Genomic DNA, 24339 nt, shown 5'->3' on the forward strand with positions numbered 1-24339 from the left:
GGGCCGCAGGCCGTGGCCTGGGCGCCCGCCGCGCGAGGACTAGACGACCGAGGCCGGGCCACCCGCTTGCGGCGCCGCACCGCCGGCCGTCGGCGGCGCGGTGACGATGGAGCGCAGATCGGGCTCGCAGCCGCGCAGCGCCGACAGATCGGGCCGCGGGCGCTGCAGCGTCGAGTCGCCGGCCATCGCTGCTTCCAGCGCGAGGGCGGCCGACAGCAGCGCCGCATCGCCATGGAAGCCGCCGACCACCTGCAGGCCGAAGGGCAGGCCGGCCGCGTCGCGGCCGCAGGGCAGGCTGATGGCGGGCAGCGTGGTCAGCGTGACGACGTAGGTCAGCGCCAGCCAGCGGTAGTAGTTGGACTGGGCGCGGCCGTCGATCTCCGTGGCATGCGGCAGCGTCCAGGGGAAGGGCGAGACCGGCGTGGTCGGGCTCAGCACCAGATCGGCGCCGGCCGTCTGCTGCAGCCAGCGCCTCAGGATGCGCGTCTGCTCGGTCTGCGCCCAGGCGCAGTCCAGCAGGCTCATGCGCTGACCCAGCTCGAAGTTGGCGCGCGGGTTCGGGCCCAGGCTGTCGGGATCGCGCTCGTAGGCCTCGCGGGTGCCGGCGACGAAGGCCTCCGCGCGCAGCACGTCGAAGCAGCGGTGCACGTCGCCGAGCGCGAAGTCCACCGGCTCGCAGGAGGCGAACCAGCCGCGCATCGCCTCGATGCGGTCGAGGAAGGTGCGGCGGATCATCGGATCGACGTCGCAGCTGCCGCCGAAGTCCACCGTGTAGCGCACGTGCAGGCGCTTGAGCTCGGCCGGGTGCAGGCGCAGGAACTGCAGCGGATCGACCGGCGCGCTCAGCGGATCGCCGGGATCGCCGCCGGCGGTGGCGGCCAGCTGCAGGCAGGCCTCGCGCACGTCGCGGCCCATCGGCCCGACCACCGAGATCGGCGACCAGCCCAGCAGGCGGCGCGTGTTGGGCACCAGATAGGGCGAGGGCCGGAAGCCGACCACGCCGCACTTGGCTGCCGGGATGCGCAGCGAGCCGCCGGTGTCCGAGCCGGTGCACACCGGCAGCAGATCGCAGGCCAGCGCCGCGGCCGCGCCGCCGGACGAGCCGCCCGCGTTCAGCCGCGGATCGAAGGGGTTGCCGGTGGCGCCCCAGACCGGGTTGCGCGTGTTGGCGCCGGCGCCCAGCTCGGGCACGTTGGTCTTGGCCACGATCAGGCCGCCGGCCTCGCGCAGGCGGCGCACCAGCGCCACGTCCTCGGTCGGCACATGGCCGCGGAAGCGCGGCGAGCCGTAGGTGGTCAGCAGGCCGGCGGTGGGCTCCAGATCCTTCACGCCCACCGGCAGGCCGTGCAGCAGGCCCAGCGGGCCGCCGCGCATCACCGCCTGCTCGGCGGCGCGGGCCTCCTCGCGCGCCTGCTCGAAGCGGGTGGCGGTGATGGCGTTGATGTGCGGGTTGAGGGCCGCGATGCGCTCGACGCAGGCGTCGAACAGCTCCAGCGGCGAGACGGCCTTGCGGCCGATCAGATCGCGCAGTTCGGGCGCGCTGAGGGTGGGCAGTTCGGAGCGGGACAGCGACATCGGACGGCAGGGATCAGACGGGGTGTGCGATGCATCCTAGGACCGTCCCCGATCCGTCATCAACCACCACAGCGCGAAACGACCGTTGCAGAATCGGCAACGCACATGCGGGTTCCCACCGAGCGCGGCCGCGGCCTGCCCGGGGCCGTGGCCGGTGTGCCGGCCACAGCGGCGCCCGCCCTCCTGACTTTCCCCAGGTCCCATGTCCCGCCAGATCGATCCCCATGCGCTGCAGGATGCGGCGATGCGCCATTTCCTGGAGGTCGCCCAGACCGGCTCGGTGACGGCGGCCGCCCAGCGCCTGGGCGTGGCGCCGTCGGTGGTCAGCCGCAGCATCGCGCGGCTGGAGCGGGCGATGGACACGCTGCTGTTCGAGCGCCGTGCCCGCGGCATGCGGCTGAACTCGGCCGGCGAGCTGCTGGCCGCGCACGCGCGCCGGGCCTGGCGCGACGTCGAGCGCGTGGTCTCCGACATCGGCTCGCTGCACGGCCTGCGCAGCGGTACGGTGCGGGTGGCCAGCACCGAGGGCCATGCCTCGGAATTCCTGCCGCGGCTGATCACCGAGTTCCAGCGCGCCTACCGCGGCATCCGCGTGGTGCTGGAGGTCTGCCGCCAGGCCGAGATCCCGCCGCTGCTGCGCCACGGCGACATGGACATCGGCGTCACGCTGGGCACCAGCTCCGAGCGCGACATCCGCGTCGAGTGGCGGCAGAGCGCGCCCATCCTGGCGGTGATGGCGCCGGGCCACGCGCTGGCGCGCCGCCGTCAGCTGTCGCTGGCCCAGCTGGTCGGCCATCCGCTGGTGCTGCCGCCCACCGGCTCGACGCTGCGCCAGCTGTTCGAGATCAGCGCCGCACGCCAGGGCCTGGAGTGGGATGCGGCGCTGACGGTCAACCGGCTCGATCCGATGCTGGCCTTCGCCGAGGCGGGCGGTGGCGTGGCCCTGTGCGGCACGCTGGCGCTGCGTGCGCGGCTGCAGGCCGGCACGCTGGTGGCCATCCCGCTGCGCGACCGCGAGATGAACGAGCGCCATGTCGAGGTGCAGACCCTGGCCGGCCGCAGCCTGCCCGCGGCCTGCCGCACCTTCATGGCCTGTCTGCAGCAGGCCTTGCAGGACGGGGACGGGCCGCCGACGGCCGCCAGCGCCGCAGCAGCAGCGCATTGCCCACCACGCTGACGCTGGAGAACGCCATCGCCGCACCGGCGATCACCGGGTTGAGCAGGCCGGCGGCGGCCAGGGGGATGCCCAGCACGTTGTAGGCGAAGGCCCAGAACAGGCCGCGGCGGATCGTGGCCACGGTGCGGCGGCTGATGTCCAGCGCATCGGCCACGAGCGCCGGATCGCCGCGCATCAGCGTGATGCCGGCGGTTTCCATCGCCACGTCGGTGCCGGTGGACATGCCGAGCCCGACATCGGCGGCCGCCAGGCTGGGCGCGTCATTGAGCCCGTCACCGACCATCGCCACCACCTGGCCGTCGGTGCGCAGCGCGGCGATGGCGGCGGACTTGTCGCCCGGCAGCAGGCCGGCGCGCACCTCGTCGATGCCCAGGCGCTCGGCCATCGCGCGGGCAGCGCCGGCGTTGTCGCCGCTGAGCATCAGCGTGCGCAGGCCCAGCGCCTGCAGCCGTGCGACCGCCTCGATGGCGGTCGGCTTGAGCGTGTCGCCGAAGGCCAGCAGGCCGCGCACGAGGGTGACGGGCGGTGCATCCGGTGCCCCCGGCATCCCCGGCATCCCCGGCGTGATCGGCGTGATCGGCCCGGCCGCCCGCTGCTCCAGCAGCCAGGACAGGCTGTGGCCCTCGGCCTGCAGGGCCTGGGCGCGGGCCAGCAGCGCGGGCGGGGCGGCCGCGCCGAGCTCCTCGCGCAGCCGCTCGCTGCCCAGCAGCAGCGCGCGGCCCTTGACCGTGCCGGCCACGCCGCGGCCGGGCAGGGCATGGGCATCGCTCACCGGTGGCAGCACCAGACCGTCGGCCTGCGCACGCTGCAGCACCGCGTGGGCCAGCGGATGGCTGCTGCCCTGCTGCAGCGCGGCGGCGTCGCGCAGCAGGGCGGTGGTGGCGGCCGTGGCGGATGCGGCGGCGGCCTCCCCGTCGGCTGCGGCCTGACGGACGGCGCGGGCCGAGCCCGGCGCCGTGGCGGGCGCCAGGGCCGGCTCGGCGGCCGGTTCGAGTGCGGCCAGCGCCGGCCGGCCTTCGGTCAGCGTGCCGGTCTTGTCGAAGGCGACGACCGTCACCGCCTGGGCGCGTTCCAGCGCCTGGGCGTCCTTGATCAGGATGCCGTGGCGGGCGGCGGTGCCGGTGCCCACCATGATGGCCGTTGGCGTGGCCAGGCCGAGCGCGCAGGGGCAGGCGATCACCAGCACCGCCACCGCATGGATCAGCGCCCGCTCGGCCCCGGCGCCGGCCAGCAGCCAGCCGCCGAAGGTCAGCGCCGCGATCGCCAGCACGGCCGGCACGAAGACCGCGCTGACGCGGTCGACGGTGCGCTGGATCGGCGCCTTGGCCGCCTGGGCCGATTCGACCAGCCGGATGATGCGCGCCAGCGTGGTCTCGGCGCCGATGGCGCGGGTGCGCAGGCGCAGCACGCCCTCGCCGTTGATGGCGCCGCCGGTCACCCGCTCGCCGGGCTGGCGCGCGACGGGCAGGCTCTCGCCGGTGATCAGCGATTCGTCGAGGTGGCTGCGGCCGTCGACGATCTCGCCATCGACCGGCACCCGCTCGCCCGGCAGCACCTGCACGATGTCGCCGACGACCACGCGCTCGATCGGCGTCTCGATCGCCCGGCCGTCGATCCAGACGCGGGCGGTGGTCGGCCGCAGGGCCTGCAGGGCGCGGATCGCGTCGGCCGTCTGGCGCTTGGCGCGCGTCTCCAGCCACTTGCCCAGCAGCACCAGCGTGATGACCGAGGCCGAGCCCTCGAAGTACAGGTGCGGCATCGTGGCCATCGCGTGGCCGGCATGGGCGAGGTCGGCGGCGCCGGGGCGGCCGGCCTGCCACAGCAGCACCATCGACAGGCCCCAGGCCGCGCTGGTGCCGAGGGCCACCAGCAGGTCCATGTTGCCGGCGCCATCGCGCAGCGCCTTCCAGCCGGCCCGGTAGAAGCGCCAGCCCAGCCCGAACTGCACCGGCGTGGCCAGCACGGCCTGCCACAGGCCCGGCAGCATGGCGTCGATGCCGAAGGGCTGCAGCAGCATCGGTGCGACCAGCGGCAGCGTCAGCAGCGCGGCCAGCAGCACGGGCAATGCCTCGCGCAGCGGGCGCCGGGCGGCGGCTGCGGCGGCCGCGTCGCCTGCCGCATCGGCGCCGGCCACGGGGGCCGCGTGATAACCGGCCCGTTCGACGGCGGCCGCCAGCGCGGCCCAGGACACGCCGCCGAGCGTGCGCACCCGTGCCTGTTCGGTCGCCAGGTTGACCTCGGCCCCGAGCACGCCGGGCACCTTGCCCAAGGCCCGTTCGACGCGGCCCGAGCACGAGGCGCAGGTCATGCCCTCGATCTGCAGCTGCTGCTCGGTCTGCGGCACCTCGAAGCCGGCGCGCTGCACGGCCTCGATCAGGGCGGGCAGGGCGGCTGCGCCCTGCACCGTGGCCTCCTCGGTGGCGAGGTTGACGCTGGCGGCCTGCACCGCGGGCACCTTGCCGAGCGCACGCTCGACCCGCCGCACGCAGGAGGCGCAGGTCATGCCGGCGATCGGCAGGCGCAGCTCGGCCGGAATCGCGGATCCGGATCCGGGTGGTCGCAGGGCCGTGGCGGTCGGCGGGACGGCGTGGGGTACCGGGCGGGCAGGGGCGGAGTGGGGATCGGACATCGCGGGACGACCCGGGCGGGAAAGGCCGGGCCGGCAGATGGGCTGCGGTCGCAGCGATGCCGGGATTGTGGTCAGCCGGGGCCAGGCTTGGCCTGCGCAGGGCTGATGCCGCTGTGCGAGGTGCTGGACAGCTTGATGCGCATCAAGCGCCACGTCGGGTCCATGGCGGCGATGCGGCCTGGCCGACGTGGATGTGCGAAGGCCCGCCGGTGGCGGGCCCTGGTGTGGCGGTACGGCCGGTCAACGCCGGGCGCCGTGGCTGTGCCGCGCGCGGGATCCGGCCAGGCCGGACCCGTCGCCCTTCACTTGGTGGCCGGCGCTGCGGCGGGGGTGACGGCCGGTGCGGCGTCGGCCTTGGCCGCAGCCTTGTGTGCCACCTTGTGCGCCGCGTGCTTGGCCTTGTGGTGCTTGTGCACGGCCTTCTTCACGGCAGCCGGGGCCGCAGCGGTCGCAGGGGCGGCGGTCGGCGCCGCGGCCTGGGCCATGGCCGAGTGCGAGGCCAGGGCAACGACGGCGGTGGTGATGACGGCAGCGATCTTCTTCATGGCGGGAGTCCTGGAACGGCCCGGAAAGGCTCGGGGCCGGATCGAGCGGGGCGGTGGTGCTGCGGGCTGCGCAGTCCCCGTTTCCTGTGGTGATCAACGCCAGCCTTCAGGGGGCGTTGACGCGCCCCTTGCGACCTAATGCTGGCTTCACACGGCAGGTCATCCGCTGACCTGAAGGCCCGTGAGAAGGCAGAAGCGCCGATCCAGGCGATCCCATGAGCGGGCCTGCGATCCGTCCGTCTGCAGGTGTTCGCCCAGCCGCCGATGCGCCCGATGCCGCGGCGCATCACCGTGCCTCAGCGCACCTCAGCGCGCGCGCTGGCCCGCGGCCGGCAGGGCGCCGGGCTGCAGCATCCACTCGTGCTGCGGGTCGTTCTTGAACACCCACAGCCGCTGCGGGCCGGCCATCACGTTCAGGTAGTAGCTGTCGTAGCCGTGGGGCACGGTCACCGGGTGGTAGCCGCGCGGCACCATCACCACGTCGTGGTTCTCGACGGCGCAGGCCTCGTCCAGGCTGCGGTCGTCGGTGTAGACGCGCTGGAAGGCGAAGCCCTGCGGCGGGTTGAGCCGGTGGTAGTAGGTCTCTTCCAGCAGCGTCTCGGTCGGCGGCGTCTGCTGGTCGTGCTTGTGCGGCGGGTAGCTGCTGCTGTGGCCGGCCGGCGTCACCACCTCGACCACCAGCAGGTGGGCGGCGGTGGGGTCGTCGTGCGGCAGGATGTCGCAGACGTAGCGCGTGTTGCTGCCCTGGCCGCGCACGCTGGCGCGCGTGGCCTCGGGCGGGATCAGGCGCACCTGGCGCGGCTGGTCGTCGCACGGCGCGGTGCACAGGGCCAGCTCGGCGTCCTTGCTGGCCACCACGCTGACCTGGTGCTGCGGCGGCACGTAGACCGAGGCCGGTGCACCCTCGAACACGCTGGTGCGCACGCCCACGCGCTGGAAGAACTGCGGGGCGCCGCCTTCGGGCCCGGCCACGCTGATGTCGACGGTGCCGTTGAGCACCACCAGGCACAGCTCACGTTCGGCCGTGGCCACGGCGTGCGATTCACCGGCCGCCAGGCGCAGGGCCTGGAAGCCGACATGGGTCCAGCCCGCGCGTTCGGGCGTGACGTCGACGATGGTGCGGCCGGCCTGGGCGGCCTTGGCCAGCAGGGGACTGGGCATGAGGGCTCCGTCGGGTCCTGAGGATGGACGTTGGGTCAGTCGTGAAGGCGGTGGTGGCCGGCTTCAGGCCAGCGCGTCGACCAGGGCGCGCAGCGTCTTGTAGCCCTTCTCGGCGTACTCGTAGCTGGGCGCGACGGCCGGATCCTGTTCGGCCTCGACCACCAGCCAGCCTTCGTAGCCGGCCTCGCGCAGCGTGCGCAGCACGGTGGTGTAGTCGATCGAGCCGTCGCCGGGCACGGTGTAGATGCCGTTGAGCACGCCGTGCAGGAAGCTCCACTGCTCATTGCGGGCCAGGTTGATCACCGGGGTGCGCACGTCCTTGCAGTGCACGTGGACCACGCGCGAGACATGCTTCTTCAGCAGATCGGTCGGGTTGGCCGCGCCGCCGAAGTAGGCATGGCCGGTGTCGAACAGCAGGAAGACCTTGGCTGGATCGGTCAGGGCCATCAGCTTGTCGACGTCGGCCGGGCTCTCGACATAGGCGCCCATGTGATGGTGGTAGGCCAGCTGGATGCCGTAGGTGGCGATCAGGTGGGCACCGAAGGCGTCCAGGCGCTTGGCGTAGCGCTGCCAGGCCTCGTCGCTGGCGAACTGCGGGCGGCGGTTGACCGGCGTGTCCATCTGGCCCTGCACGGTGCCCGCGCACTCGCCGTAGACCACGACCTTGACGCCGTTGTACTGCAGCTTGCTCATGTGCGCCCGGCAGCGCTCGATCTCGGCGGCCACCGATTGCTCGTCGGTCTGGCCGGCCGGCACCTCGGCCAGGAAGCCCGAGTACCAGCCCGAGACGCAGGCCAGACCGAACTCGTCGAGCTTGGCCTTCAGGCCGGGGCCGTCCTTCGGGAACTTGTTGCCGAGCTCGAAGCCCTCGTAGCCGATCTGCTTGCCTTCACGCAGCGCGGTCTCCAGCGGGGTCTCGCCGCCGAGCGAGGGCAGGTCATCGTTCATCCACGACAGGGGGTTGATGCCGATGCGGACGTTCCAGGTCATGATGAGCCAACTCCAGGAATTGGGGGGTGATACAGGGATCGGGTCGACCGGCGCGGCGTCGCGTGGCCGGTCAGGTGGAATTCAGTGGCGGATGCGGGAGCGCGCGGGGCTCACTGGCGCTGCCGGCGCTTGGCCTGCAGATAGCCGGCGTGGGCCTCGGTGACGCCCGGGCGGGCCGAGACCTGCGGCACCGCCACTTCCCACCAGGCGCCGCCGTCGGCGGTGGTGCGGTGGTGGGTGGTGTCGATGACCAGCATCTGGCTCTTGGTGGCGGCGCGGGCGCGCACCATCTCGCGCCGCAGTTCCTCGACGTCCTTGACGTGGACCGCCTCGGCGCCGAGCGAGCGGGCGTTCATCGCGAAGTCGATGTCCGACGGGGCGCCGCCCTCCGGGATGCAGTCGTCGAGCATGTTGTTGAAGCTCGCGCCACCGCACTTGACCTGCAGGCGCTCGATGCAGCCGTAACCGCGGTTGTCCAGCAGCACGATGATGATCTTCCTGCCCAGCAGCACGCTGGTGGCCAGCTCGGCGTGCAGCATCATGTAGCTGCCGTCGCCGACGATGACGATCACCTCGCGCTCGGGGCGGGCCATCTTCGCGCCCAGACCACCGGCCACCTCGTAGCCCATGGTGCTGTACGCGTAATCCATGTGGTAGTTGCCGGGCAGGCCGCTGCGCCAGAGCTTGTGCAGCTCGGCCGGCAGCGTGCCGGCGGCGCACACCACCAGGTCGTGGCGGGCGCTGTCCAGGCCGGCGTCGGTGGCGCTCTCGCGCACGGCGCCGATCACTTCCGCGTCGTAGGGGCGCACGTCCTTGGGCACGTGGCGGGTCAGCACGTCCACGCGCTCGACCCAGCTCGCGGCCAGGTCCTGCGCGCGGTCGGTCCAGGCGCTGTCGGCGCGCCAGGACGGCAAGGCGGTGCTCAGCTGGCGCAGGCCGGTGCGGGCATCGGCCACCAGCGGCTGGCCGCGCTTCTTGCCGGCATCGAAGGGCTGCACGTTCAGGCTCAGCACGTCGGCATGGCTGAAGAGGGCGTGCGAGCCGGTGGTGAAGTCCTGCAGCCGGGTGCCGACGGCCAGCACCAGATCGCAGTCGCGGGCCAGATCGTTGGCGGCGGTCGAGCCGGTGACGCCGATCGAGCCGACGTTCAGCGGATGGTCCCAGGGCAGGGCGCCCTTGCCGGCCTGGCTCTCGGCCACCGGCACGCCGTGGGCCTCGGCGAAGTCGCGCAGCGCGTCCCAGGCCTGGCTGTAGAGCACGCCGCCACCGGCCACCAGCAGCGGCTTCTTCGCGGTCTTCAGGCGCTGCACGGCCTCGTCGAGCTCGCGTGCCTCGGCCGGCGGACGACGGAAGCGGATCAGCGGCGGATGGAAGAAGCTCTCCGGCCAGTCCCAGGCGAAGGTCTGCACGTCCTGCGGCAGCGCCAGGCAGACCGGGCCGCACTGGGCCGGGTCGGTCATCACCTGGATCGCGCGCGGCAGCGCCACCAGCAGCTGCTCGGGCGTGGTGATGCGGTCGAAGTAGCGGGTGACCGGGCGGAAGCAGTCGTTGGCGCTGACGTCGCCCTGCTCGAAGCCCTCGACCTGCTGCAGCACCGGATCCGGCAGGCGGCTGACGAAGACGTCGCCCGGCAGCAGCAGCAGCGGCAGGCGGGCCACGTGGGCCATGGCCGCGCTGGTCAGCATGTTGGTGGCGCCGGGGCCGATGCTGGAGCTGGCCGCCATCATGCGCTGGCGGAAGTTCGCCTTGCCGAAGGCCACGGCCGCGTTGGCCATGCCCTGCTCGTTGTGGGCCCGGAAGGTGGGCAGCTGGTCCTTGACGGATTCCAGCGCCTCGCCGAGGCCGGCGACGTTGCCGTGGCCGAAGATGGCGAACACGCCGCCGCAGTAGGGCAGCACCTCGGTCTTGCCGTCAGGCTGGACCACTTCGGCACGCAGCGCGGCCAGGTAGCGCACCAGCGCCTGGGCGACGGTGAGTCGGACGGTGGCTTGGGTCATGATGATCCTCGTGCAGGCTCGTGGACTCAGGCGGCGGCGCGCTGGGCGACGCCGCGGCCCTGCCAGGCCTCGACCAGGGTGGCGAAGTTGGCGGCCACGGCCAGCTGCAGGCCGGCGTCGTCGATCTCGCCGCGCAGCCACTGCAGCGACGGCGTCGCCCACAGCGTGCGGCCGACCATGAAGCCCTTGACGATCGGGTGCGTGGCCTGGCGGAAGCTGTCGACCAGGTACTGCAGCGGCTGGTTCAGGCCCAGGATGACGGCGCCACGGCAGTGCGGGTCACGTTCGGCGACCAGCTCGGCCAGCGCCTGCCAGCCGGCGGGCTGCATCGGCGCCAGCTTCCACCACTCGGGCTTCAGGCCGATGTTGTAGAGGCGCTTGACGCTGCGCAGCACGGCGGCGTCGGCGGTGCCGGCGGGCGTCATGGCCGGCGGCGGGATGATCTCCAGCAGCAGCTCGTTGCCGCTCTCGCGGGTGGCTTCCCACAGCTGCAGCAGCGTCTGCTCCTGGGCCAGGCGCAGCTCGACGGCATCGTCCGGGTGGTAGTGGACCAGGCACTTGACGACCTGCTCGGTCGGCCAGTGGATCAGCGCGCTGCCGGGGCTGCGCGTGCCGTCGAAGCGCAGCGGGCGCGAGCCCGGCAGCTCGATCGGGCGGCCCACCCACCAGCCGCGGCCGGTGGCGGCGGCCAGCGCGTCGGCGCCGTAGTCGCCGCCGTCGATCAGCACGCCCAGGTGACCCTGCAGGCCGTGGCTGGCCTCGACCTGCTCGGCCGCCTTCAGGATCAGCTGCTTGAGCACGGGCACGCGGGATTCGCTGACGCCGGCCTCGCGCGCCAGGTCGCGGAACTGGCTGCGGTGGTCGAAGGCCATCACGCACAGCTCGTTCCAGTCGACCCGCTTCGGGCTGACACGGTGCAGATGGGCCAGGTCGGCGTCGGCATCGACCTTCGGGTTGCGGCTGCCGCTGAACCAGTGCGCCAGCTCGTCGGGCGTGGGCATCGCGGCCGAGCACGCGTGGCGCGAGACGACGATGGCGCCGCAGGCGTTGGCGATGCGGGTCGCGCCGGCCCAGTCCTCGCCCTGCAGCAGGCCGGTCATCAGGCCCGACAGGAAGGCGTCACCGGCGCCCAGCACGTTCAGCACCTCGACCCGCTCACCGGCGAAGTTGGGGGCGTCGTCCAGATCGGCGGGCACGGCGCCCTCGATCACGCAGCAGCCCTTGGCGCCGCGCTTGACGACCATCACCGCCGGCGTGACGGCGCGCACCGCGCGCAGGCTGCCGATGATGTCGTGGGCCACGCCGCCGGCGATCAGGAACTCCTCCTCGGTGCCGACCAGCAGCTCGAAGTGCGGCAGCATCTCCTGCAGCTGGCGGGTGACGGCCGCGTCGGGCACGTAGCGGTTGTCGCCGGCGCCGCGGCTGGTCAGGCCCCACAGCACCGGGCGGTAGTCGATGTCGAGCACGCGCACGGCGCCGTGGCGGCCGGCGTAGGTCAGCGCGGTCAGCGCGGCCTCGCGGGTGGTCGGCGTCGACAGGTGGGTGCCGGTGATGGCGAGCGCGCGGCAGCCGGCGACGAAGTCTTCCGAGATGGCCGAGGCGTCGACCGCCATGTCCGCGCAGTTCTCGCGCATGAACAGCAGCGGGAAGGTGTCGCGGTCCTTCAGGCCCAGCAGGACGAGGGCGGTCAGGCGCTGCGGATCGGTCTGCAGCTGGCTGACGTCGCAGCCCTCGCGCTGCAGCGATTCGCGCAGGAACTGGCCCATCTGCTCGTGGCCGACGCGCGAGATCATCGCGCTCTTCAGGCCCAGGCGGGCCACCCCGAAGGCCAGATTGCCGGACGAGCCGCCGAGGTACATCTGCAGGCTGCGCGCGTCTTCCAGACGGCTGCCGAACTGCTGGGCGTAGAGGTCCACGGCCACGCGGCCGAGACAGGCCAGGTCGATGCGACGGCCGGTGGGAAAGCGCAATGCGGTCATGGTGTGTGGTGCCCGCTCACGGCGGGCACGGGTGTCGGGTGCGGGGGGACGACGAGGCGTGAACGCAGTCTACGTAAACCGAAAACGTCTTCGCTGAGGGAATCCACTTAGAAATTCGTTTTCAATTCTGACACGAAGAGAACTACAGTGGCGCCACGCCGACGAGCACCGGGGTGGGTTCCCCCGGCGCCGCTGGTGACAAGCGCTGGCAGGCGGCCTGCGGGCCGTGATGCCAACCCCTGTACGGCGCGTCCACATGGAGTCGGATGCGCCCGTCCGCCTGAGGAGACCTGACCATGAAGAAACTGCTCCTGGCCGCTGCTGCCGCCGCCGCTCTCGCCAGCCCGCTGGCCCATGCGCAGAAGATCGGCGTGTCGATGGCCGTGTTCGACGACACCTTTCTGACCATCCTGCGCAACGGCATCACCGATGCGGCCAAGAAGGCGGGTGCCAGCGCCCAGATCGAGGACGCCAAGAACGACGTCGGCAACCAGCTCAGCCAGGTCCAGAACATGATCGCCCAGAAGGTGGACGCGATCATCGTCAACCCCGTCGACACCGACGCGACGCCCAAGATCACCAAGATGGTGACCGACGCGAAGATCCCGCTGATCTACGTGAACCGCAAGCCGGTGGACTTCGCCAAGCTGCCCGAGGGCGTGGCCTTCGTGGCCTCGGACGAGAAGGTCTCGGGCACGCTGCAGACCCAGGAAGTCTGCCGCCTGCTCAAGGGCAAGGGCAATGTGCTGGTGCTGATGGGCGAGCTGAGCAACGAGGCCGCCCGCACCCGCACCAAGGACATCGAGGAAGTCGTCGCCACCAAGGAATGCTCGGGTCTGAAGATCGCCGACAAGCGTGAAGGCAAGTGGAGCCGCACGCAGGGCCAGGACATCACCACCAACTGGCTGAGCTCGGGCACCAAGTTCGACGCCATCATCGCCAACAACGACGAGATGGCGCTGGGCGCGATCAACGCGCTGAAGGCCTCGAAGAAGTGGACGCCGGCCTCGATCGTCGCCGGCATCGACGCCACGCCGGACGCGCTGGCCTCGATGAAGGCCGGTGACCTGAAGGTCACGGTGTTCCAGAACGCCGCCGGTCAGGGCGCGGGCTCGGTCGATGCCGCGCTCAAGCTGGCCAAGAAGCAGAAGGTCGACCGCTTCGTCAACGTGCCCTTCGAGCTGGTGACGCCGGCCAACCTGTCGAAGTACACCGGCAAGAACTGATCCTTCGCGATCAGCCCGCCGCACGGGGCCCGACGGCCCCGTGCGCTCGTGTTTCAAGGTAGGAAGTCATGTCGGATCTCGCGACGGCCGAACGGCCGCAGACCGCCTCCGCGGCGGACCAGGTGCTGCTGGAGATCAGCGGCGTGCGCAAGTCGTTCCCGGGCGTGCTGGCCCTCGACGGCGTGCAGTTCCGGCTCAAGGCCGGCACCGTCCATGCGCTGATGGGCGAGAACGGCGCCGGCAAGTCCACGCTGATGAAGATCATCGCCGGGGTCTACATCCCCGACGAGGGCGAGCTGCGCGTCAAGGGCCGTGCCCTGACGCTGCGCGGCCCGCTGGACGCGCTGGACAACGGCATCGCGATGATCCATCAGGAACTCAACCTGATGCCCTACATGACCGTGGCGGAGAACATCTGGATCCGCCGCGAGCCGAAGAACCGCTTCGGCCTCGTCGACCACGGCGAGATGCGCCGCCGCACGCAGGCGCTGTTCGACCGCCTGCAGATCGAGGTCGACCCCGATGCCGAGGTGCGCACGCTGTCGATCGCGGCGCGCCAGATGGTCGAGATCGCCAAGGCGGTGAGCTTCGATTCCGAGGTCCTGATCATGGACGAGCCCACCTCGGCGCTGACCGAGCGCGAGGTCGGCCACCTGTTCCGCATCATCAAGCAGCTGCGCAAGCAGGGCAAAGGCATCGTCTACATCACGCACAAGATGAACGAGCTGTTCGAGATCGCGGACGAGGTCTCGATCTTCCGTGACGGCAAGTACATCGGCACCCACGCCTCGTCCGACGTGACGCGCGACGACATCATCCGCATGATGGTGGGCCGCGAGATCACGCAGATGTTCCCGAAGGAGGAGGTGCCCATCGGCGACGTCGTGCTGTCGGTGCACGATCTGGCCGTCGAGGGCGTGTTCTCCGGCGTCAGCTTCGACGTGCGGGCCGGCGAGATCGTCGGCCTGGCCGGTCTGGTGGGCTCGGGCCGCAGCAACGTGGCCGAGGCGCTGTTCGGCGTCGTGCCGGCCACCGCGGGCCAGATCCGCATCCGCGGCGAGCACCTGACGATCGACTCGCCGGCCACGGCAATGAAGCACGGCATGGCCTTCCTCACCGAGGACCGCAAGGACACCGGCTGCTTCCTGATCCTCGACATCCTGGCCAACATGGAAACCGCGGTGCTGCACGACCGCTTCGTCAAGTGGGGCTTCGTCCAGCAGCGCGCGCTCGAACGCGAATGCGAGGAGATGAGCCGCCGCCTGCGCGTGAAGACGCCGAACCTGCAGGAGACGATCCAGAACCTGTCGGGCGGCAACCAGCAGAAGGTGCTGATCGGCCGCTGGCTGCTCAAGCAGCCGCGCATCCTGATCCTCGACGAGCCGACCCGCGGCATCGACGTCGGCGCCAAGGCCGAGATCCACCGCCTGGTGGTGCAGCTGGCCGCGCAGGGCGTGGCCGTGATCATGATCTCTTCCGAGATGCCCGAGGTGCTGGGCATGAGCGACCGCGTGGTCGTCATGCACGAAGGCCGTGTGACCGGCATCGTCGATCGCAAGGATGCCGACCAGGTCCGCATCATGGACCTGGCCTCGCGCTGAACGCGGTCCTGCCTCTCCTCGCTTCATCTCCTCATATCCAACGTCAGACCCGATCCGGAGCCAGACATGCCCCCGCTGAACCAGACCCTGGGCGCCCAGTCCATGACCTTCCAGCCACCCCGGCGCAAGATGCCGGCCGAGCTGGGCATCTTCCTCGTGCTCGTCGGCATCTGCCTGCTGTTCGAGGGCCTGGGCTGGTGGGTCAACGACCAGAGCTTCCTGTTCAACATCGACCGTCTGCAGATCATCATCCTGCAGATGGCCGTCATCGGCATCATCGCCGTCGGCGTCAACCTGGTGATCATCACCAGCGGCATCGACCTGTCCTCGGGCTCGGTGGTGGCGGCCGCGGCGGTGGTCTCGGCCAGCCTGGCGCAGGTCAGCGACTTTCCGCGGGCGGTCTTCCCGCAGCTGACCGATCTGCCGGTGATCTGGCCGGTGCTCTCCGGCCTGCTGGTCGGCGTGGTCATCGGCCTGGTCAACGGGGCGTTGATCGCCTACACCGGCATCCCGCCGTTCATCGCCACGCTGGGCACGATGGTGGCCGCCCGTGGCTTCGCCAAGTGGTTCACCAACGGCATGCCGGTGTCGATGCTGACCGATGACTTCGCCTGGTTCGGCGCGGGCATGCAGCCGGTGTTCTTCTTCCTGATCATCGCGGCCATCGTCCATGTGCTGCTGGGCCACACCCGCTTCGGCAAGTTCACCTATGCCATCGGCGCCAACCGCCAGGCGGCCGTCGTCTCGGGCATCAACGTCCACCGTCACCTGATCTGGATCTACGTCATCGCCGGCGGCCTGTCGGGCATCGCCGGCACGCTGACCGCGGCCCGTGCGATCTCCGGTCAGTCCGGCATGGGCGTGATGTACGAGCTGGACGCGATCGCCGCGGTCGTCATCGGCGGCACCTCGCTGTCGGGTGGCCTGGGCCGCATCACCGGTACCATCATCGGCGTGCTGATCCTGGGCGTGATGACCTCGGGCTTCACCTTCATCCGCATCGATGCCTATTACCAGGAGATGGTCAAGGGCGCGATCATCGTCGCGGCGGTGGTGGCCGACCAGTACCGTCAGCGCAAGCGGGGCCGTTGAGGCCGTCACCGGACCCGGCACTCCCGCAGTTGGCCTGCACGTCAGGATGCGGGGTCGGCCGGGTCCGCCGTCCATCCCCGGTGGCCTGGCCAGGCCCCGGGGATTTCCATTTTCAAGACAGACCAGGAATCGACGCGCGATGAATGCTCCCACGCGACGCCGGCGCAATGCCGGAGCCCCGCAGGATCCGGCTGCCGACGCGGGGGGACCGGCCGTGGCCACGATGGATCGGGCATCCGCCGCGACGGACGACATGCCCGTCACGGAGGGCGGCTCGGCCGTCGATGCGCTGCTGCAGCGTGTTTCCGAGGCCTACGACGGGCTGAGCCGCCAGCTCAAGCTGATCGCCCGCCATGTCGAGGCGCACCGCGATCACCTCGGTCTGGAAGGTATCCAGGACGTGGCCGCGCAATGTGGCGTGCAGCCCTCGGCCGTGGTGCGCTTCGCCAAGCACTTCGGCTTCAATGGCTACAGCGATCTGCAGCGCATCTTCCGCGAGGGCCTCTCGCGCCAGATCGCTCCGGGCCGCAATTACCAGGCGCGCATCCGCGAGGTGATCGAGCACGGTGTCGGTGCGCTGTCGACCGGCGACATCGCGCAGGAGTTCCTGGCCGGCAGCATCGCCGCCATGCAGGAACTGCAGGCCGGCCTCGACAAGGTCCTGCTGAGCCAGGCCGTCGATCTGCTGGCCCAGGCCGACGCGATCTGGATCGCCGGTTCACGGCGCTCCTTCCCGGTGGCCACCTATCTGGACTACGCGCTGCAGCACACCGACAAGCGCATCGGCCTGGTGTCCGCGCTCGGCAGCATGCACGAGGGCCAGATGCGCTCGGTGCGTCCCGATGACGTGCTGATCGCGATCTCGTTCGCGCCTTATGCCGACGAGACGGTGCAGGTGGTCGAGGCCGCGCGGGCCCGCGGCGCGCGGGTGCTGGCCATCACCGACAGCCGGATGAGCCCGCTGGCGCGGGACGCCGCCGTCACGCTGTTGGCGCACGAGGGCTCGACCTTCGGCTTCCGCGCGCTGACCTCGACCATGGGTCTGGCGCAGAGCCTGTTCATCGCGCTGGCCTACCGGCTGGAGCTGCCCTACCGCCCGACCACCACCGCGGCCGCCGACAAGCCGCCGCGCTGAGCCGCGGCGACGGCCACGCCGGCCGGCAGGCTCAGGCCGTCGGCCTCGGCGACGCGCAGCAGGGCGGCCTCCAGCATCGCGCGGGCGCTGCCGCTGACCTGCTGCAGATGGGCGTGCAGCGCCGCGTCCTGCGGGCTGCTGTGGCTGCATTCGCTGCTGTAGGTCTCGAAATGGCCGAGCAGGCGCACCAGCTCCGACAGGTGGCGCGGGCATTCGCAGGCCACCGTCGATGACAGCGTGGCCAGCGCGCTGAGGGCCTCATCGTCGAACAGCCGTGGCGGCACCTCGGCCAGCGGCGCGGGCGGCTCGACCGGCATCGGCGCGGCCAGCAGGCGCGAGCTGTCGTCGATCAGCGCCGCCAGTTCGGCATCGGGCAGCGGCGTGCGGCGCAGCTGGCAGCCGGCCGCCCGCAGCACATCGGCCGCGGCCTCGGTGCCGAAGGCGTAGAGGACGATGCCGCGCCGTGCACCGATGCTCCTCATCACGCGCACCAGGCGCTGGGCGCTGTCGGGCTGCAGGGTCGGCATCTCGGCGATCAGCAGGGCGGCCTGCGGCACGGCAGGGGCGTCGGCGGCCTGCGGATCGGCCGAGGCGGCTTCGGCGATCTCGAGCTGGGTCTGGGCACTGGCCAGATCGGCCCAGTGCACGACCCGCAGCAGCGGCCGGCCGGCCAGGCGCCGGCCCAGGCCCAGGCCGAGCAGCGCGGTGCGCAGGCGCGGCGCGGCGTGGGCCGTCGCCGGCTGCAGCCGGGCCCGGGTCTCGGACAGGGCCAGCAGCGCGGGCATCTCCAGATGGGCGACCGATCCGATGGCATGTCCCTGGTCGACCAGCTCGCGCAGCAGCAGCAGGCGCTCGACATCCGCCGGGGCATACAGCCGATGGCCACTGGGCGATTGCGGCGGGGCGCTGACCCGGTAGCGGCGCTCCCAGATGCGCAGCGTCGACACCGGCATGTTCAGCAGCCGGGCCACGGCGCCGCTGCGAAAACGGGGTGTGTGCGGGTCAATGTCCGGTCCGGCCTGCACATTCGACGTCATGGATCACCTGTTTGACGAGACTTTGAGCGCGTGAGTGTGCGTCTGATCCGTTTCATCCAGATCAGAAATCAGGCTTTCCGCGTCGAAATCGATTCGGTCTGATGTCGCCTCGGACACCCGGCCGCGCCGAAGGAGCCCGATCCACGGTTCATCCATTTGGCCGATGCCAGCCCCGCGGTGGACCGGCTGGCGCATTTCCACTGCAAGATGGCGCTCCACGCGTGACGGCGCTGTCTTGAAGGCGACGGGAGCGGTCTCAGGAGGATGCAACGGTGTCGACGAGCAGGTATCGCTTCGGGCCCTATGAGCTGCGGCCCGCCGAGCGCCTGCTGTTGCGCGAGGGACAGCCCCTGCATCTGCGCGCCCGCGGCTTCGACGTGCTGCTCGCGCTGATCGAGCAGCAGGGCGCGGTCGTCTCCAAGCCCCAGCTGCTCGAACGGGTCTGGGCCGGTGTGGTCGTCGAGGACAACAACCTGACGGTGCAGATCACCGCACTGCGCAAATTGCTCGGCCCGCGTGCCATCGCCACCGTCACCGGTCGGGGCTACCGCTGGAACTGGCCGTTGACGGCGCTGCACGACGACGTCGAGCCGTTCGTCCGCCATGCGCTCGAGACCGGGGCTGCGCGGCGGCGCCTGTGCGCGGTGCTCGGCGGTGACGGCCCGGTCTGGCCGCGGCTGGTCGAGCGCGATGCGGTCTGTGCGCTGCAGCGCTGGTCGCACATGCGTGAGCACATCATCGAGCCGGCCTGGGCCCGTTGGCGTGGCCGGCCCCTCGAGACCGCACCGCAGCATCTGCTGTGCTGCTTCGACAGCCTGCAGGCCGCGCTCGATTGCGCGCTGCAGGTCCAGGCCGCGGTCGGCCAGCGGCGACACACCCGTGAGCCGGGGCGTGCCTTCGCCCTGCGGCTGGCGCTCAGCGTCGACGAGCTCGTCATCGACGAGGCCGGTCTGATGGCGGGGACCGCGCTGCTGACGATGCCGCAGCTGCTGCGTGCGGCCGCGCCCGGTGAGCTGCTGGTCGACGGCCTGGCCCACGGGCTGCTGGCCGGGCGCACGGATCTGCTCTTCGACGGACGGCCCTGGCGTGGAGAGCGTTCGGGCGCGCGCAGCGAGGTGGCCTTCCGCGTGCGGCGCGTCGAGTCGCCAACGCTCTTCTGACAACTTAGGGGGCTGACGACACCGTTTAGCGGTTTTTAGCGCCCCGTTAGCACCCATGCACTGGTGCGATTCCGGGGCACTGGTCGACAGTCGAAGCAAAACCACCACCCGTTCGCGCACCGACGCTCTGCGTCGGGTGCAGGGTGGGGCACGGCGGGGGCCGTGCTCCACGGGGCCGAGATCGGGAGCTCGGACACCCAGGGACCGGACGGAGTGGTCGCCCGTGATCATCGAAGGATCGGAGCGAGAACATGACGCAGGACAGTCGTCCTTCCGTGTCGGGGGTGGCGTTCAGCCGCGTGGGCGGACGCGAGGCTGCGGGGTTCTGCCCGCTGGGCCATGAGCGGCCGGCCGATCCGATCCGCTGGTCCGATGCCGCGATCCGGCCGCGGGAAGACTGGCGGGCCATCGGTTCGCTGATCGTCGCTCAGCTCGGCAGCGACGGGCTGCAGGCGCTGCTCGACGAGCTCGACGGCGGGATCCTGGTCTGTCAGGCCGACGGCACGCTGTTGCTGGCCAACGATGCCGCCAGGCGCCAGTTGCACCGGGGGGCCGCACTGCATCTGCTGGCCGATGGCCGGCTGCTGCCCGGCCACGATGATCTGCGGGAGTCCTGGCTGCAGGCGCTGGCCGCCGCGCAGGCCGGGCGCCGTCGCCAGCTGCTGCAGCTGCGTGAACGTGACGGCCGGCCGCTGATGGCCTCGGCGATCGGCCTGCCCAGCGTCCCGGCGGTGCTTCTGCTGCTCGGTCGCCGGCAGTCCGATCCGGCGCTGGCGGTGCAGATGATCGGCGGGCTCTATGGCCTGACCGCGGCCGAGCAGCAGGTGCTCGATGGCCTGCTGGGCGGGCGCCGGATCGAGGCCCTCGCCGTGGAGCGGGGTGTCAAGGTCTCGACCTTGCGCACCCAGGTCGCCTCGCTGCGCGCCAAGATGGGGGCCAGCCGCATCGAGGATCTGCTGCGCATCGTCGGCGAGCTGCCGCCGATCATGGGTGTGCTGCGCAGTCCGCCCTTGCATGCCGGAGGCACGCTGCCGCAACGGTCCCTGTCGGGCGGTGCGCTGCTGTGCGGCGGTGGCGGCATGGGCAGTGCCACGCTGCCGATGGCGCCCCGCGGCGATCTGCACGACTGAGCCCGACCGCGCGGTCCTCGCGCCGCGTCGGTCCTCGCGGGCCCGTGACGGACGCGGGCTGACGCGACCGCCACGGTGACGGGGCGGCCCCCGGTCCTGCCAAGAGACGACGAATTCTCATGAATGACAATCGCGCGATGCCTGCGCGCCTGTCATCTCCTGCAGACCCCTTCGTCGACGAGCTCGATCCCGACGGGGGCGCGGCCCAGCGGCGCGAAGCCATCGGCCGGCGCCTGCGGCGTGCCCGTCAGACGGCCGGCCTGACGCTGGCGGCGCTGGCGCAGCGCAGCGGCGTGCCCCTGTCGACGGTCTCCAAGATCGAGCTCGGCCGCCATGCGGCCAGCCATGAGAAGCTGGTGGCCCTGGCCTGTGCGCTCGGCCCGGGCCTGCCGCTGCTGTGGCCGACGGGGGCGGACGCCGCGGCCGCGATGGCGCCGCAGGGCGGGGTGGCGACGGCAAGCGGGCGCGAGGCCCTGCCCGGCACGTCGACGGGCATCGTGGCCGTACCGGGGGGATCTTCCGCGGTGGGGTCCACGGCGGATCGATCGACCAGGCCGCCGCCCGCCCCCGATGTGCGGACGGCCACGGCGCCCGCAGGCCCGCGCGCGGTCCGCAGCCGGCTCGAGGATGCGCCGCGTCTGCGCGCGCCGCCCGTGGCCCTGGCGTCGGCGGACAGCGGCGGCGGCAGCAGCGGCAGCGGTGACGACGGCGCGCAGCCCGCTCCCGCGGCGGCCGGCCTGTGGCGCGAGCTGGCCGCTGGCTTCGGTGGTGCGGTGATGCGCCCTTTCCATCAGGTGGTGCTGGCACGGGGGACGGACGGGGATCCGGGTCCGATCGGCCCCTGGCAACACCACGACGGCCAGTGCCTGCTGCATGTGCTGGGCGGGGCGGTGCTGCTGTCGCTCGATGACGGTGCCCGCTGGCCGCTGGCCCAGGGCCAGTCGGTCTATCTGGCCGCCGGCGTCGGCCACCGCTGCTGGAGCACCAGCGCCCGGCCTGCCGAGCTGCTCTGGGTGCTCGGGCCTGCGGCCTGAGCGACGGACGCGCGGACCGCCGTACCGGGCTTCGGCACCGGCCGGGTCCGGACGGCCATGTGGCGTGCCCGGTTGTGCGCCCGGTTGTGCGGTCTGCACCACCCCCCCGACGGTGGGTCGCGTTCGCGAGCGCCGCATCCCCCGTCGGATGCTGCTTCCGGGTGATGGGCCCGCCCGGCCGACCCCGGCACGATGGTGTCCAGAGCGGTGGCTGGCGGACAGGCCACCGGCTCCGGTCGGCCCGGCTGGCGCTGGCTGTCGTCAATGGTCCGCTTGCCGCCGGGGCCCGCGCCCTGCGCCTTCCTGCCGGAGTCCTGCCATGTTCCAGACCGCCTGCCCCCCCGGCTTCCCGCCCTTTCCGCTGCCCGGCCCGGCGCAGGACGCACGGCTGGTGCGTCGTGGCCCGATGGTGCGTGCGCTGCGCGGTTGGTGCGACTGGCAACGTGCGCTGTGGGGGGCCTGGATCGGCCGTCTGCGCCAGGCCCTGGATGACCTGCGCGACCGCCGCGAGGACCGCTGGCGCGAGACGCGCCGCTGCTACTGGCTTGCGCTGCGGGCTCGCCGCCGTGTGCGCTCGACCGGCTGGGAAGGCTGCGGCTGGTTCGACTCCAGTCTCAGCCTGACCGAAGGTTTGTGGGTGGCGGACCTGGCGACCGAACCTGCGGCAGCCTGAGCGCGGGCGCCCGGTCGCCGACAGGCTGCGTCCTGGCGGCCGGCCGCGGTGTGCGGGCCTTCAGCTCCCCGCGCTGCCAGGGCTCACGCCGCCCGCTGGCCTCCAGCGCCAGACGCGTGACCCAGTCATGGGTGCGCGATGGCGGTGCCCAGACCATCGCCAGCGGCAGGGCGACGGCCAGTGCCGCGCTCGCACCGCGATGCCAGGGCAGCACGGCGTGTCCGGGCACGCGCACCAGCGTCCAGGCGCTGACGATCGCGCCTGCACCCAGGCCCAGCAGGACCTCGCTCCAGCTGTGGGCGCCGACCTGGACCCGCGAGACGGCCACCAGCACGGCCAGAACCCCGCCACTGCAGGTGCCGATGCCGGTCACGGCCGCCCGTGGGCCGAGCCAGGTCCGGTGGGCCAGATGGCCCAGCACCGGCAGCAGTGCGCTGGCGAACATCGCGTGGCCGGAGATGCCGGTGTAGTCCAGCCGGGCCGAACCGAGGCCCCAGCCCATGAAGGCGACCTTGCTGGCGGTGGTCAGCACCGTCACCGGCAGCAGCGCGCCCACCCAGCGCCGCACCAGCGTGCGTTGTGCCGGCAGCCGCCACAGGGCGGTGCATACCCCCACCATCAGCGGCAGCAGCAGCGTGGCCTCCCCCAGGCGGGTGATCCAGCTCCAGCCATCCGGATGTGCGATGCTCGTCATGACGCCATTCTGGCGGTGCGGCCCGGGCTGGCCTGGCTGCGACCGCGGGATGGCGTGCCGGTCGGGCCTGCCTTTACCGGGCGGCAACGCCCGCCCCATGCGGGACTGACACGCCGCCGGCCCAATCCGGGGCCAGTCCGTCACTGCTTTCCTGCGCCACCCATCATGGATCTGTCCCGTCGCCGCTTCGGCGCTGCCCTGCTCGGTACCACCACGCTGTCCCTCGTCGGCTGCAGCGGCAACGGCGAGTCCGATGACCAGCCGCAGGTCCGGCTGCTCAATGCCAGCACCGGCTACAGCGCGCTCGATCTCTATGTCGACGGCACCAAGGAGCAGTCGTCCATCGCCTACGGCGCGGTCGGCAGCTATGCCTCGGTCGACGAGGGCTCGTTGAGCGTGGTGCTGAAGAACGCCGGCTCCAGCTCGGCGCTGAACACCGCCAACCGGTCGTTCTCCAGTGGCGACCATGCGACGGTCCTGGCCTATGGCCAGGCCGGCGCGCTGAGCTCGCTGCTGCTGGCCGAGGACGAGGATGACGCCGACAGCGGCGAGGCCTCGCTGCTGATCGAGCATCTGGCCACCGAGGCGGGTGCGGTCGATGTCTTCCTGCTCAGCGGCAGCGACACGCTGGACGATGCCGTGGCGCTGTCCTCCAGCCTGGCTGCCGGCTCCAGCTACGGTCGCACCACGATGACCTCGGGCAGCTACCGCCTGGTGGTCACCGGCGCCGGCGACAAGACCGATCTGCGGCTGGACACCTCCGGCGTCACGCTGGGCAGCACGAAGAACGTCACCCTGGTGCTGACCCAGGGCAAGGGCGGCGTGCTGGTGCATGCGCTGCAGCTGGTGCAACAGGGGGCGCTGACCTCGCTGCCCAACACCCAATCACGGGTGCGCGTCGTCTGCTCGGTGGCCGGTGGTGCGAGCGTCACCGCCACGCTGGGCGGCGTGGCGCTGATCAGCGGCGCGGCATCTCCGCGCATCGGCAGTTATCAGCTGGTGACGGCCGGTGCGCAGACGCTGGCGCTGACCGTGGCAGGCACCGCGCTGGCCACCAGCTCGCAGACCCTGGTCGCCGGCCACGACTACACGCTGCTGGTGTGGGGCGATGCGTCCGCGCCGACCGTCTCGCTGATCAGCGAGGACAACAGCCTGCCGACCGTCAGCACCAAGGCCAAGGTGCGTGTGCTGCACGCGCTCAACGGTCAGACCACGGCGCTCGGCCTGACCGTCGACTATGTGTCGATGGTCTCCGGTCAGGCCCAGGGCGGGCTGTCGTCCTTCGGTTCGGTGACGGCCGGCAGCAGCATCGTCGTCAACCTGGTCAACGCCAGCACCGGCACCACGGTGGCCACCGTCGACAGCGATGGCACGACGCTGGTGGCCAAGAACCTCTACACCTTCTACGCGCTGGGTGACAGCAGCGCGCCGACCTACATCTGGCAGCGCGAGTCGCCGGTGCGCGCCAGCTGAGGCCGCGCCGGCCGCCGCCATCCGGGCCGGG

General features: G+C 71.8%; 19 protein-coding genes. 10 read left to right on the forward strand and 9 right to left on the reverse strand.

Going from position 1 to position 24339, the window contains the following annotated elements; genetic code table 11:
- Nucleotides 1–39: 39 nt before the first annotated feature.
- Nucleotides 40–1575: an amidase gene (locus AACH11_RS15540; RefSeq protein ID WP_341375160.1), complete on the reverse strand. Its 1536-nt coding sequence runs from the start codon at nucleotides 1573–1575 to the stop codon at nucleotides 40–42.
- A gap of 202 nt (nucleotides 1576–1777) precedes the next feature.
- Between AACH11_RS15540 and AACH11_RS15545 the strand changes: the two genes are divergently transcribed.
- Nucleotides 1778–2752 (forward strand): LysR family transcriptional regulator, encoded by a 975-nt coding sequence (locus AACH11_RS15545; RefSeq protein ID WP_341375161.1) that lies wholly within the window; start codon nucleotides 1778–1780, stop codon nucleotides 2750–2752.
- Here AACH11_RS15545 and AACH11_RS15550 read toward each other — a convergent pair.
- The 6 genes from AACH11_RS15550 to AACH11_RS15575 all read right to left on the reverse strand — a co-directional run bounded on the left by AACH11_RS15550 (nucleotide 2661) and on the right by AACH11_RS15575 (nucleotide 12053).
- A complete protein-coding gene (locus AACH11_RS15550; protein WP_341375162.1) occupies nucleotides 2661–5381 on the reverse strand; it encodes a heavy metal translocating P-type ATPase in 2721 nt (906 codons plus the stop codon). The two genes, AACH11_RS15545 and AACH11_RS15550, sit on opposite strands and share 92 nt — an antisense overlap.
- Before the next feature lie 302 nt (nucleotides 5382–5683).
- Nucleotides 5684–5926: a hypothetical protein gene (locus tag AACH11_RS15555; RefSeq protein ID WP_341375163.1), complete on the reverse strand. Its 243-nt coding sequence runs from the start codon at nucleotides 5924–5926 to the stop codon at nucleotides 5684–5686.
- Nucleotides 5927–6232: 306 nt separating this feature from the next.
- Complete coding sequence (gene iolB, locus AACH11_RS15560) at nucleotides 6233–7087, reverse strand: 5-deoxy-glucuronate isomerase (protein ID WP_341375164.1); 855 nt, start codon at nucleotides 7085–7087, stop codon at nucleotides 6233–6235.
- 63 nt (nucleotides 7088–7150) lie between these two features.
- On the reverse strand, nucleotides 7151–8077 hold the full coding sequence (gene iolE, locus AACH11_RS15565) for a myo-inosose-2 dehydratase (protein ID WP_341375165.1): 927 nt from the start codon (nucleotides 8075–8077) through the stop codon (nucleotides 7151–7153).
- A gap of 110 nt (nucleotides 8078–8187) precedes the next feature.
- The gene (gene iolD, locus AACH11_RS15570; RefSeq protein ID WP_341375166.1) at nucleotides 8188–10074 is read right to left on the reverse strand and encodes a 3D-(3,5/4)-trihydroxycyclohexane-1,2-dione acylhydrolase (decyclizing); all 1887 of its coding nucleotides are present in this window, start codon (nucleotides 10072–10074) and stop codon (nucleotides 8188–8190) included.
- Nucleotides 10075–10100: 26 nt separating this feature from the next.
- Nucleotides 10101–12053 (reverse strand): bifunctional 5-dehydro-2-deoxygluconokinase/5-dehydro-2-deoxyphosphogluconate aldolase, encoded by a 1953-nt coding sequence (locus AACH11_RS15575; protein WP_341375167.1) that lies wholly within the window; start codon nucleotides 12051–12053, stop codon nucleotides 10101–10103.
- Between the two features lie 296 nt (nucleotides 12054–12349).
- On the opposite strand from AACH11_RS15575, the gene AACH11_RS15580 reads away from it, so the two are divergent.
- The 4 genes from AACH11_RS15580 to AACH11_RS15595 all read left to right on the forward strand — a co-directional run bounded on the left by AACH11_RS15580 (nucleotide 12350) and on the right by AACH11_RS15595 (nucleotide 17107).
- Nucleotides 12350–13279 (forward strand): sugar ABC transporter substrate-binding protein, encoded by a 930-nt coding sequence (locus AACH11_RS15580; protein WP_341375168.1) that lies wholly within the window; start codon nucleotides 12350–12352, stop codon nucleotides 13277–13279.
- A 68-nt stretch (nucleotides 13280–13347) separates the two neighbouring features.
- The gene (locus AACH11_RS15585) at nucleotides 13348–14880 is read left to right on the forward strand and encodes a sugar ABC transporter ATP-binding protein (protein ID WP_341375169.1); all 1533 of its coding nucleotides are present in this window, start codon (nucleotides 13348–13350) and stop codon (nucleotides 14878–14880) included.
- Between the two features lie 66 nt (nucleotides 14881–14946).
- Nucleotides 14947–15972, forward strand: a complete 1026-nt coding sequence (locus AACH11_RS15590) for an ABC transporter permease (protein ID WP_341375170.1) — start codon at nucleotides 14947–14949, stop codon at nucleotides 15970–15972.
- A gap of 253 nt (nucleotides 15973–16225) precedes the next feature.
- A complete protein-coding gene (locus AACH11_RS15595; protein WP_341375285.1) occupies nucleotides 16226–17107 on the forward strand; it encodes a MurR/RpiR family transcriptional regulator in 882 nt (293 codons plus the stop codon).
- Here the strand turns inward: AACH11_RS15595 and AACH11_RS15600 are convergent.
- Nucleotides 17062–18144, reverse strand: a complete 1083-nt coding sequence (locus AACH11_RS15600) for a MerR family transcriptional regulator (RefSeq protein WP_423228758.1) — start codon at nucleotides 18142–18144, stop codon at nucleotides 17062–17064. The two genes, AACH11_RS15595 and AACH11_RS15600, sit on opposite strands and share 46 nt — an antisense overlap.
- A 272-nt stretch (nucleotides 18145–18416) precedes the next feature.
- On the opposite strand from AACH11_RS15600, the gene AACH11_RS15605 reads away from it, so the two are divergent.
- From AACH11_RS15605 to AACH11_RS15620, 4 genes are all read left to right on the forward strand, one after another.
- Nucleotides 18417–19304 carry a winged helix-turn-helix domain-containing protein gene (locus tag AACH11_RS15605; protein ID WP_341375172.1) on the forward strand — a complete coding sequence of 296 codons (888 nt, stop codon included), beginning with the start codon at nucleotides 18417–18419 and terminating at the stop codon, nucleotides 19302–19304.
- Nucleotides 19305–19555: 251 nt separating this feature from the next.
- A complete protein-coding gene (locus tag AACH11_RS15610) occupies nucleotides 19556–20434 on the forward strand; it encodes a helix-turn-helix transcriptional regulator (protein ID WP_341375173.1) in 879 nt (292 codons plus the stop codon).
- 137 nt (nucleotides 20435–20571) lie between these two features.
- Nucleotides 20572–21468 (forward strand): helix-turn-helix domain-containing protein, encoded by an 897-nt coding sequence (locus AACH11_RS15615; RefSeq protein WP_341375174.1) that lies wholly within the window; start codon nucleotides 20572–20574, stop codon nucleotides 21466–21468.
- A gap of 319 nt (nucleotides 21469–21787) precedes the next feature.
- Nucleotides 21788–22141 (forward strand): hypothetical protein, encoded by a 354-nt coding sequence (locus AACH11_RS15620; protein WP_341375175.1) that lies wholly within the window; start codon nucleotides 21788–21790, stop codon nucleotides 22139–22141.
- Here AACH11_RS15620 and AACH11_RS15625 read toward each other — a convergent pair.
- Nucleotides 22083–22835, reverse strand: coding sequence for a phosphatase PAP2 family protein (locus tag AACH11_RS15625; protein ID WP_341375176.1), 753 nt, complete (start codon nucleotides 22833–22835; stop codon nucleotides 22083–22085). The genes AACH11_RS15620 and AACH11_RS15625 overlap by 59 nt on opposite strands.
- 165 nt (nucleotides 22836–23000) lie before the next feature.
- On the opposite strand from AACH11_RS15625, the gene AACH11_RS15630 reads away from it, so the two are divergent.
- Nucleotides 23001–24308 (forward strand): DUF4397 domain-containing protein, encoded by a 1308-nt coding sequence (locus AACH11_RS15630; protein WP_341375177.1) that lies wholly within the window; start codon nucleotides 23001–23003, stop codon nucleotides 24306–24308.
- Nucleotides 24309–24339 lie beyond the last annotated feature (31 nt).

The sequence above is a fragment of the Pseudaquabacterium rugosum genome (assembly GCF_038066575.1).
In the GTDB taxonomy this organism is placed as follows: domain Bacteria; phylum Pseudomonadota; class Gammaproteobacteria; order Burkholderiales; family Burkholderiaceae_C; genus Pseudaquabacterium; species Pseudaquabacterium rugosum.

Excerpts from the sequence above, each read along its gene's own strand:
- AACH11_RS15550 (WP_341375162.1), bottom strand. The coding sequence starts at position 5,381 with ATGTCCGATCCCCACTCCGCCCCTGCCCGCCCGGTACCCCACGCCGTC.
- AACH11_RS15620 (WP_341375175.1), top strand. The coding sequence starts at position 21,788 with ATGTTCCAGACCGCCTGCCCCCCCGGCTTCCCGCCCTTTCCGCTGCCC.
- AACH11_RS15555 (WP_341375163.1), bottom strand. The coding sequence starts at position 5,926 with ATGAAGAAGATCGCTGCCGTCATCACCACCGCCGTCGTTGCCCTGGCC.
- AACH11_RS15575 (WP_341375167.1), bottom strand. The coding sequence starts at position 12,053 with ATGACCGCATTGCGCTTTCCCACCGGCCGTCGCATCGACCTGGCCTGT.
- AACH11_RS15610 (WP_341375173.1), top strand. The coding sequence starts at position 19,556 with ATGACGCAGGACAGTCGTCCTTCCGTGTCGGGGGTGGCGTTCAGCCGC.
- AACH11_RS15600 (WP_423228758.1), bottom strand. The coding sequence starts at position 18,144 with ATGACGTCGAATGTGCAGGCCGGACCGGACATTGACCCGCACACACCC.
- iolD (WP_341375166.1), bottom strand. The coding sequence starts at position 10,074 with ATGACCCAAGCCACCGTCCGACTCACCGTCGCCCAGGCGCTGGTGCGC.
- AACH11_RS15540 (WP_341375160.1), bottom strand. The coding sequence starts at position 1,575 with ATGTCGCTGTCCCGCTCCGAACTGCCCACCCTCAGCGCGCCCGAACTG.
- AACH11_RS15595 (WP_341375285.1), top strand. The coding sequence starts at position 16,226 with ATGCCCGTCACGGAGGGCGGCTCGGCCGTCGATGCGCTGCTGCAGCGT.
- AACH11_RS15630 (WP_341375177.1), top strand. The coding sequence starts at position 23,001 with ATGGATCTGTCCCGTCGCCGCTTCGGCGCTGCCCTGCTCGGTACCACC.
- iolB (WP_341375164.1), bottom strand. The coding sequence starts at position 7,087 with ATGCCCAGTCCCCTGCTGGCCAAGGCCGCCCAGGCCGGCCGCACCATC.
- AACH11_RS15590 (WP_341375170.1), top strand. The coding sequence starts at position 14,947 with ATGCCCCCGCTGAACCAGACCCTGGGCGCCCAGTCCATGACCTTCCAG.
- AACH11_RS15615 (WP_341375174.1), top strand. The coding sequence starts at position 20,572 with ATGCCTGCGCGCCTGTCATCTCCTGCAGACCCCTTCGTCGACGAGCTC.
- iolE (WP_341375165.1), bottom strand. The coding sequence starts at position 8,077 with ATGACCTGGAACGTCCGCATCGGCATCAACCCCCTGTCGTGGATGAAC.
- AACH11_RS15625 (WP_341375176.1), bottom strand. The coding sequence starts at position 22,835 with ATGACGAGCATCGCACATCCGGATGGCTGGAGCTGGATCACCCGCCTG.
- AACH11_RS15545 (WP_341375161.1), top strand. The coding sequence starts at position 1,778 with ATGTCCCGCCAGATCGATCCCCATGCGCTGCAGGATGCGGCGATGCGC.
- AACH11_RS15585 (WP_341375169.1), top strand. The coding sequence starts at position 13,348 with ATGTCGGATCTCGCGACGGCCGAACGGCCGCAGACCGCCTCCGCGGCG.
- AACH11_RS15580 (WP_341375168.1), top strand. The coding sequence starts at position 12,350 with ATGAAGAAACTGCTCCTGGCCGCTGCTGCCGCCGCCGCTCTCGCCAGC.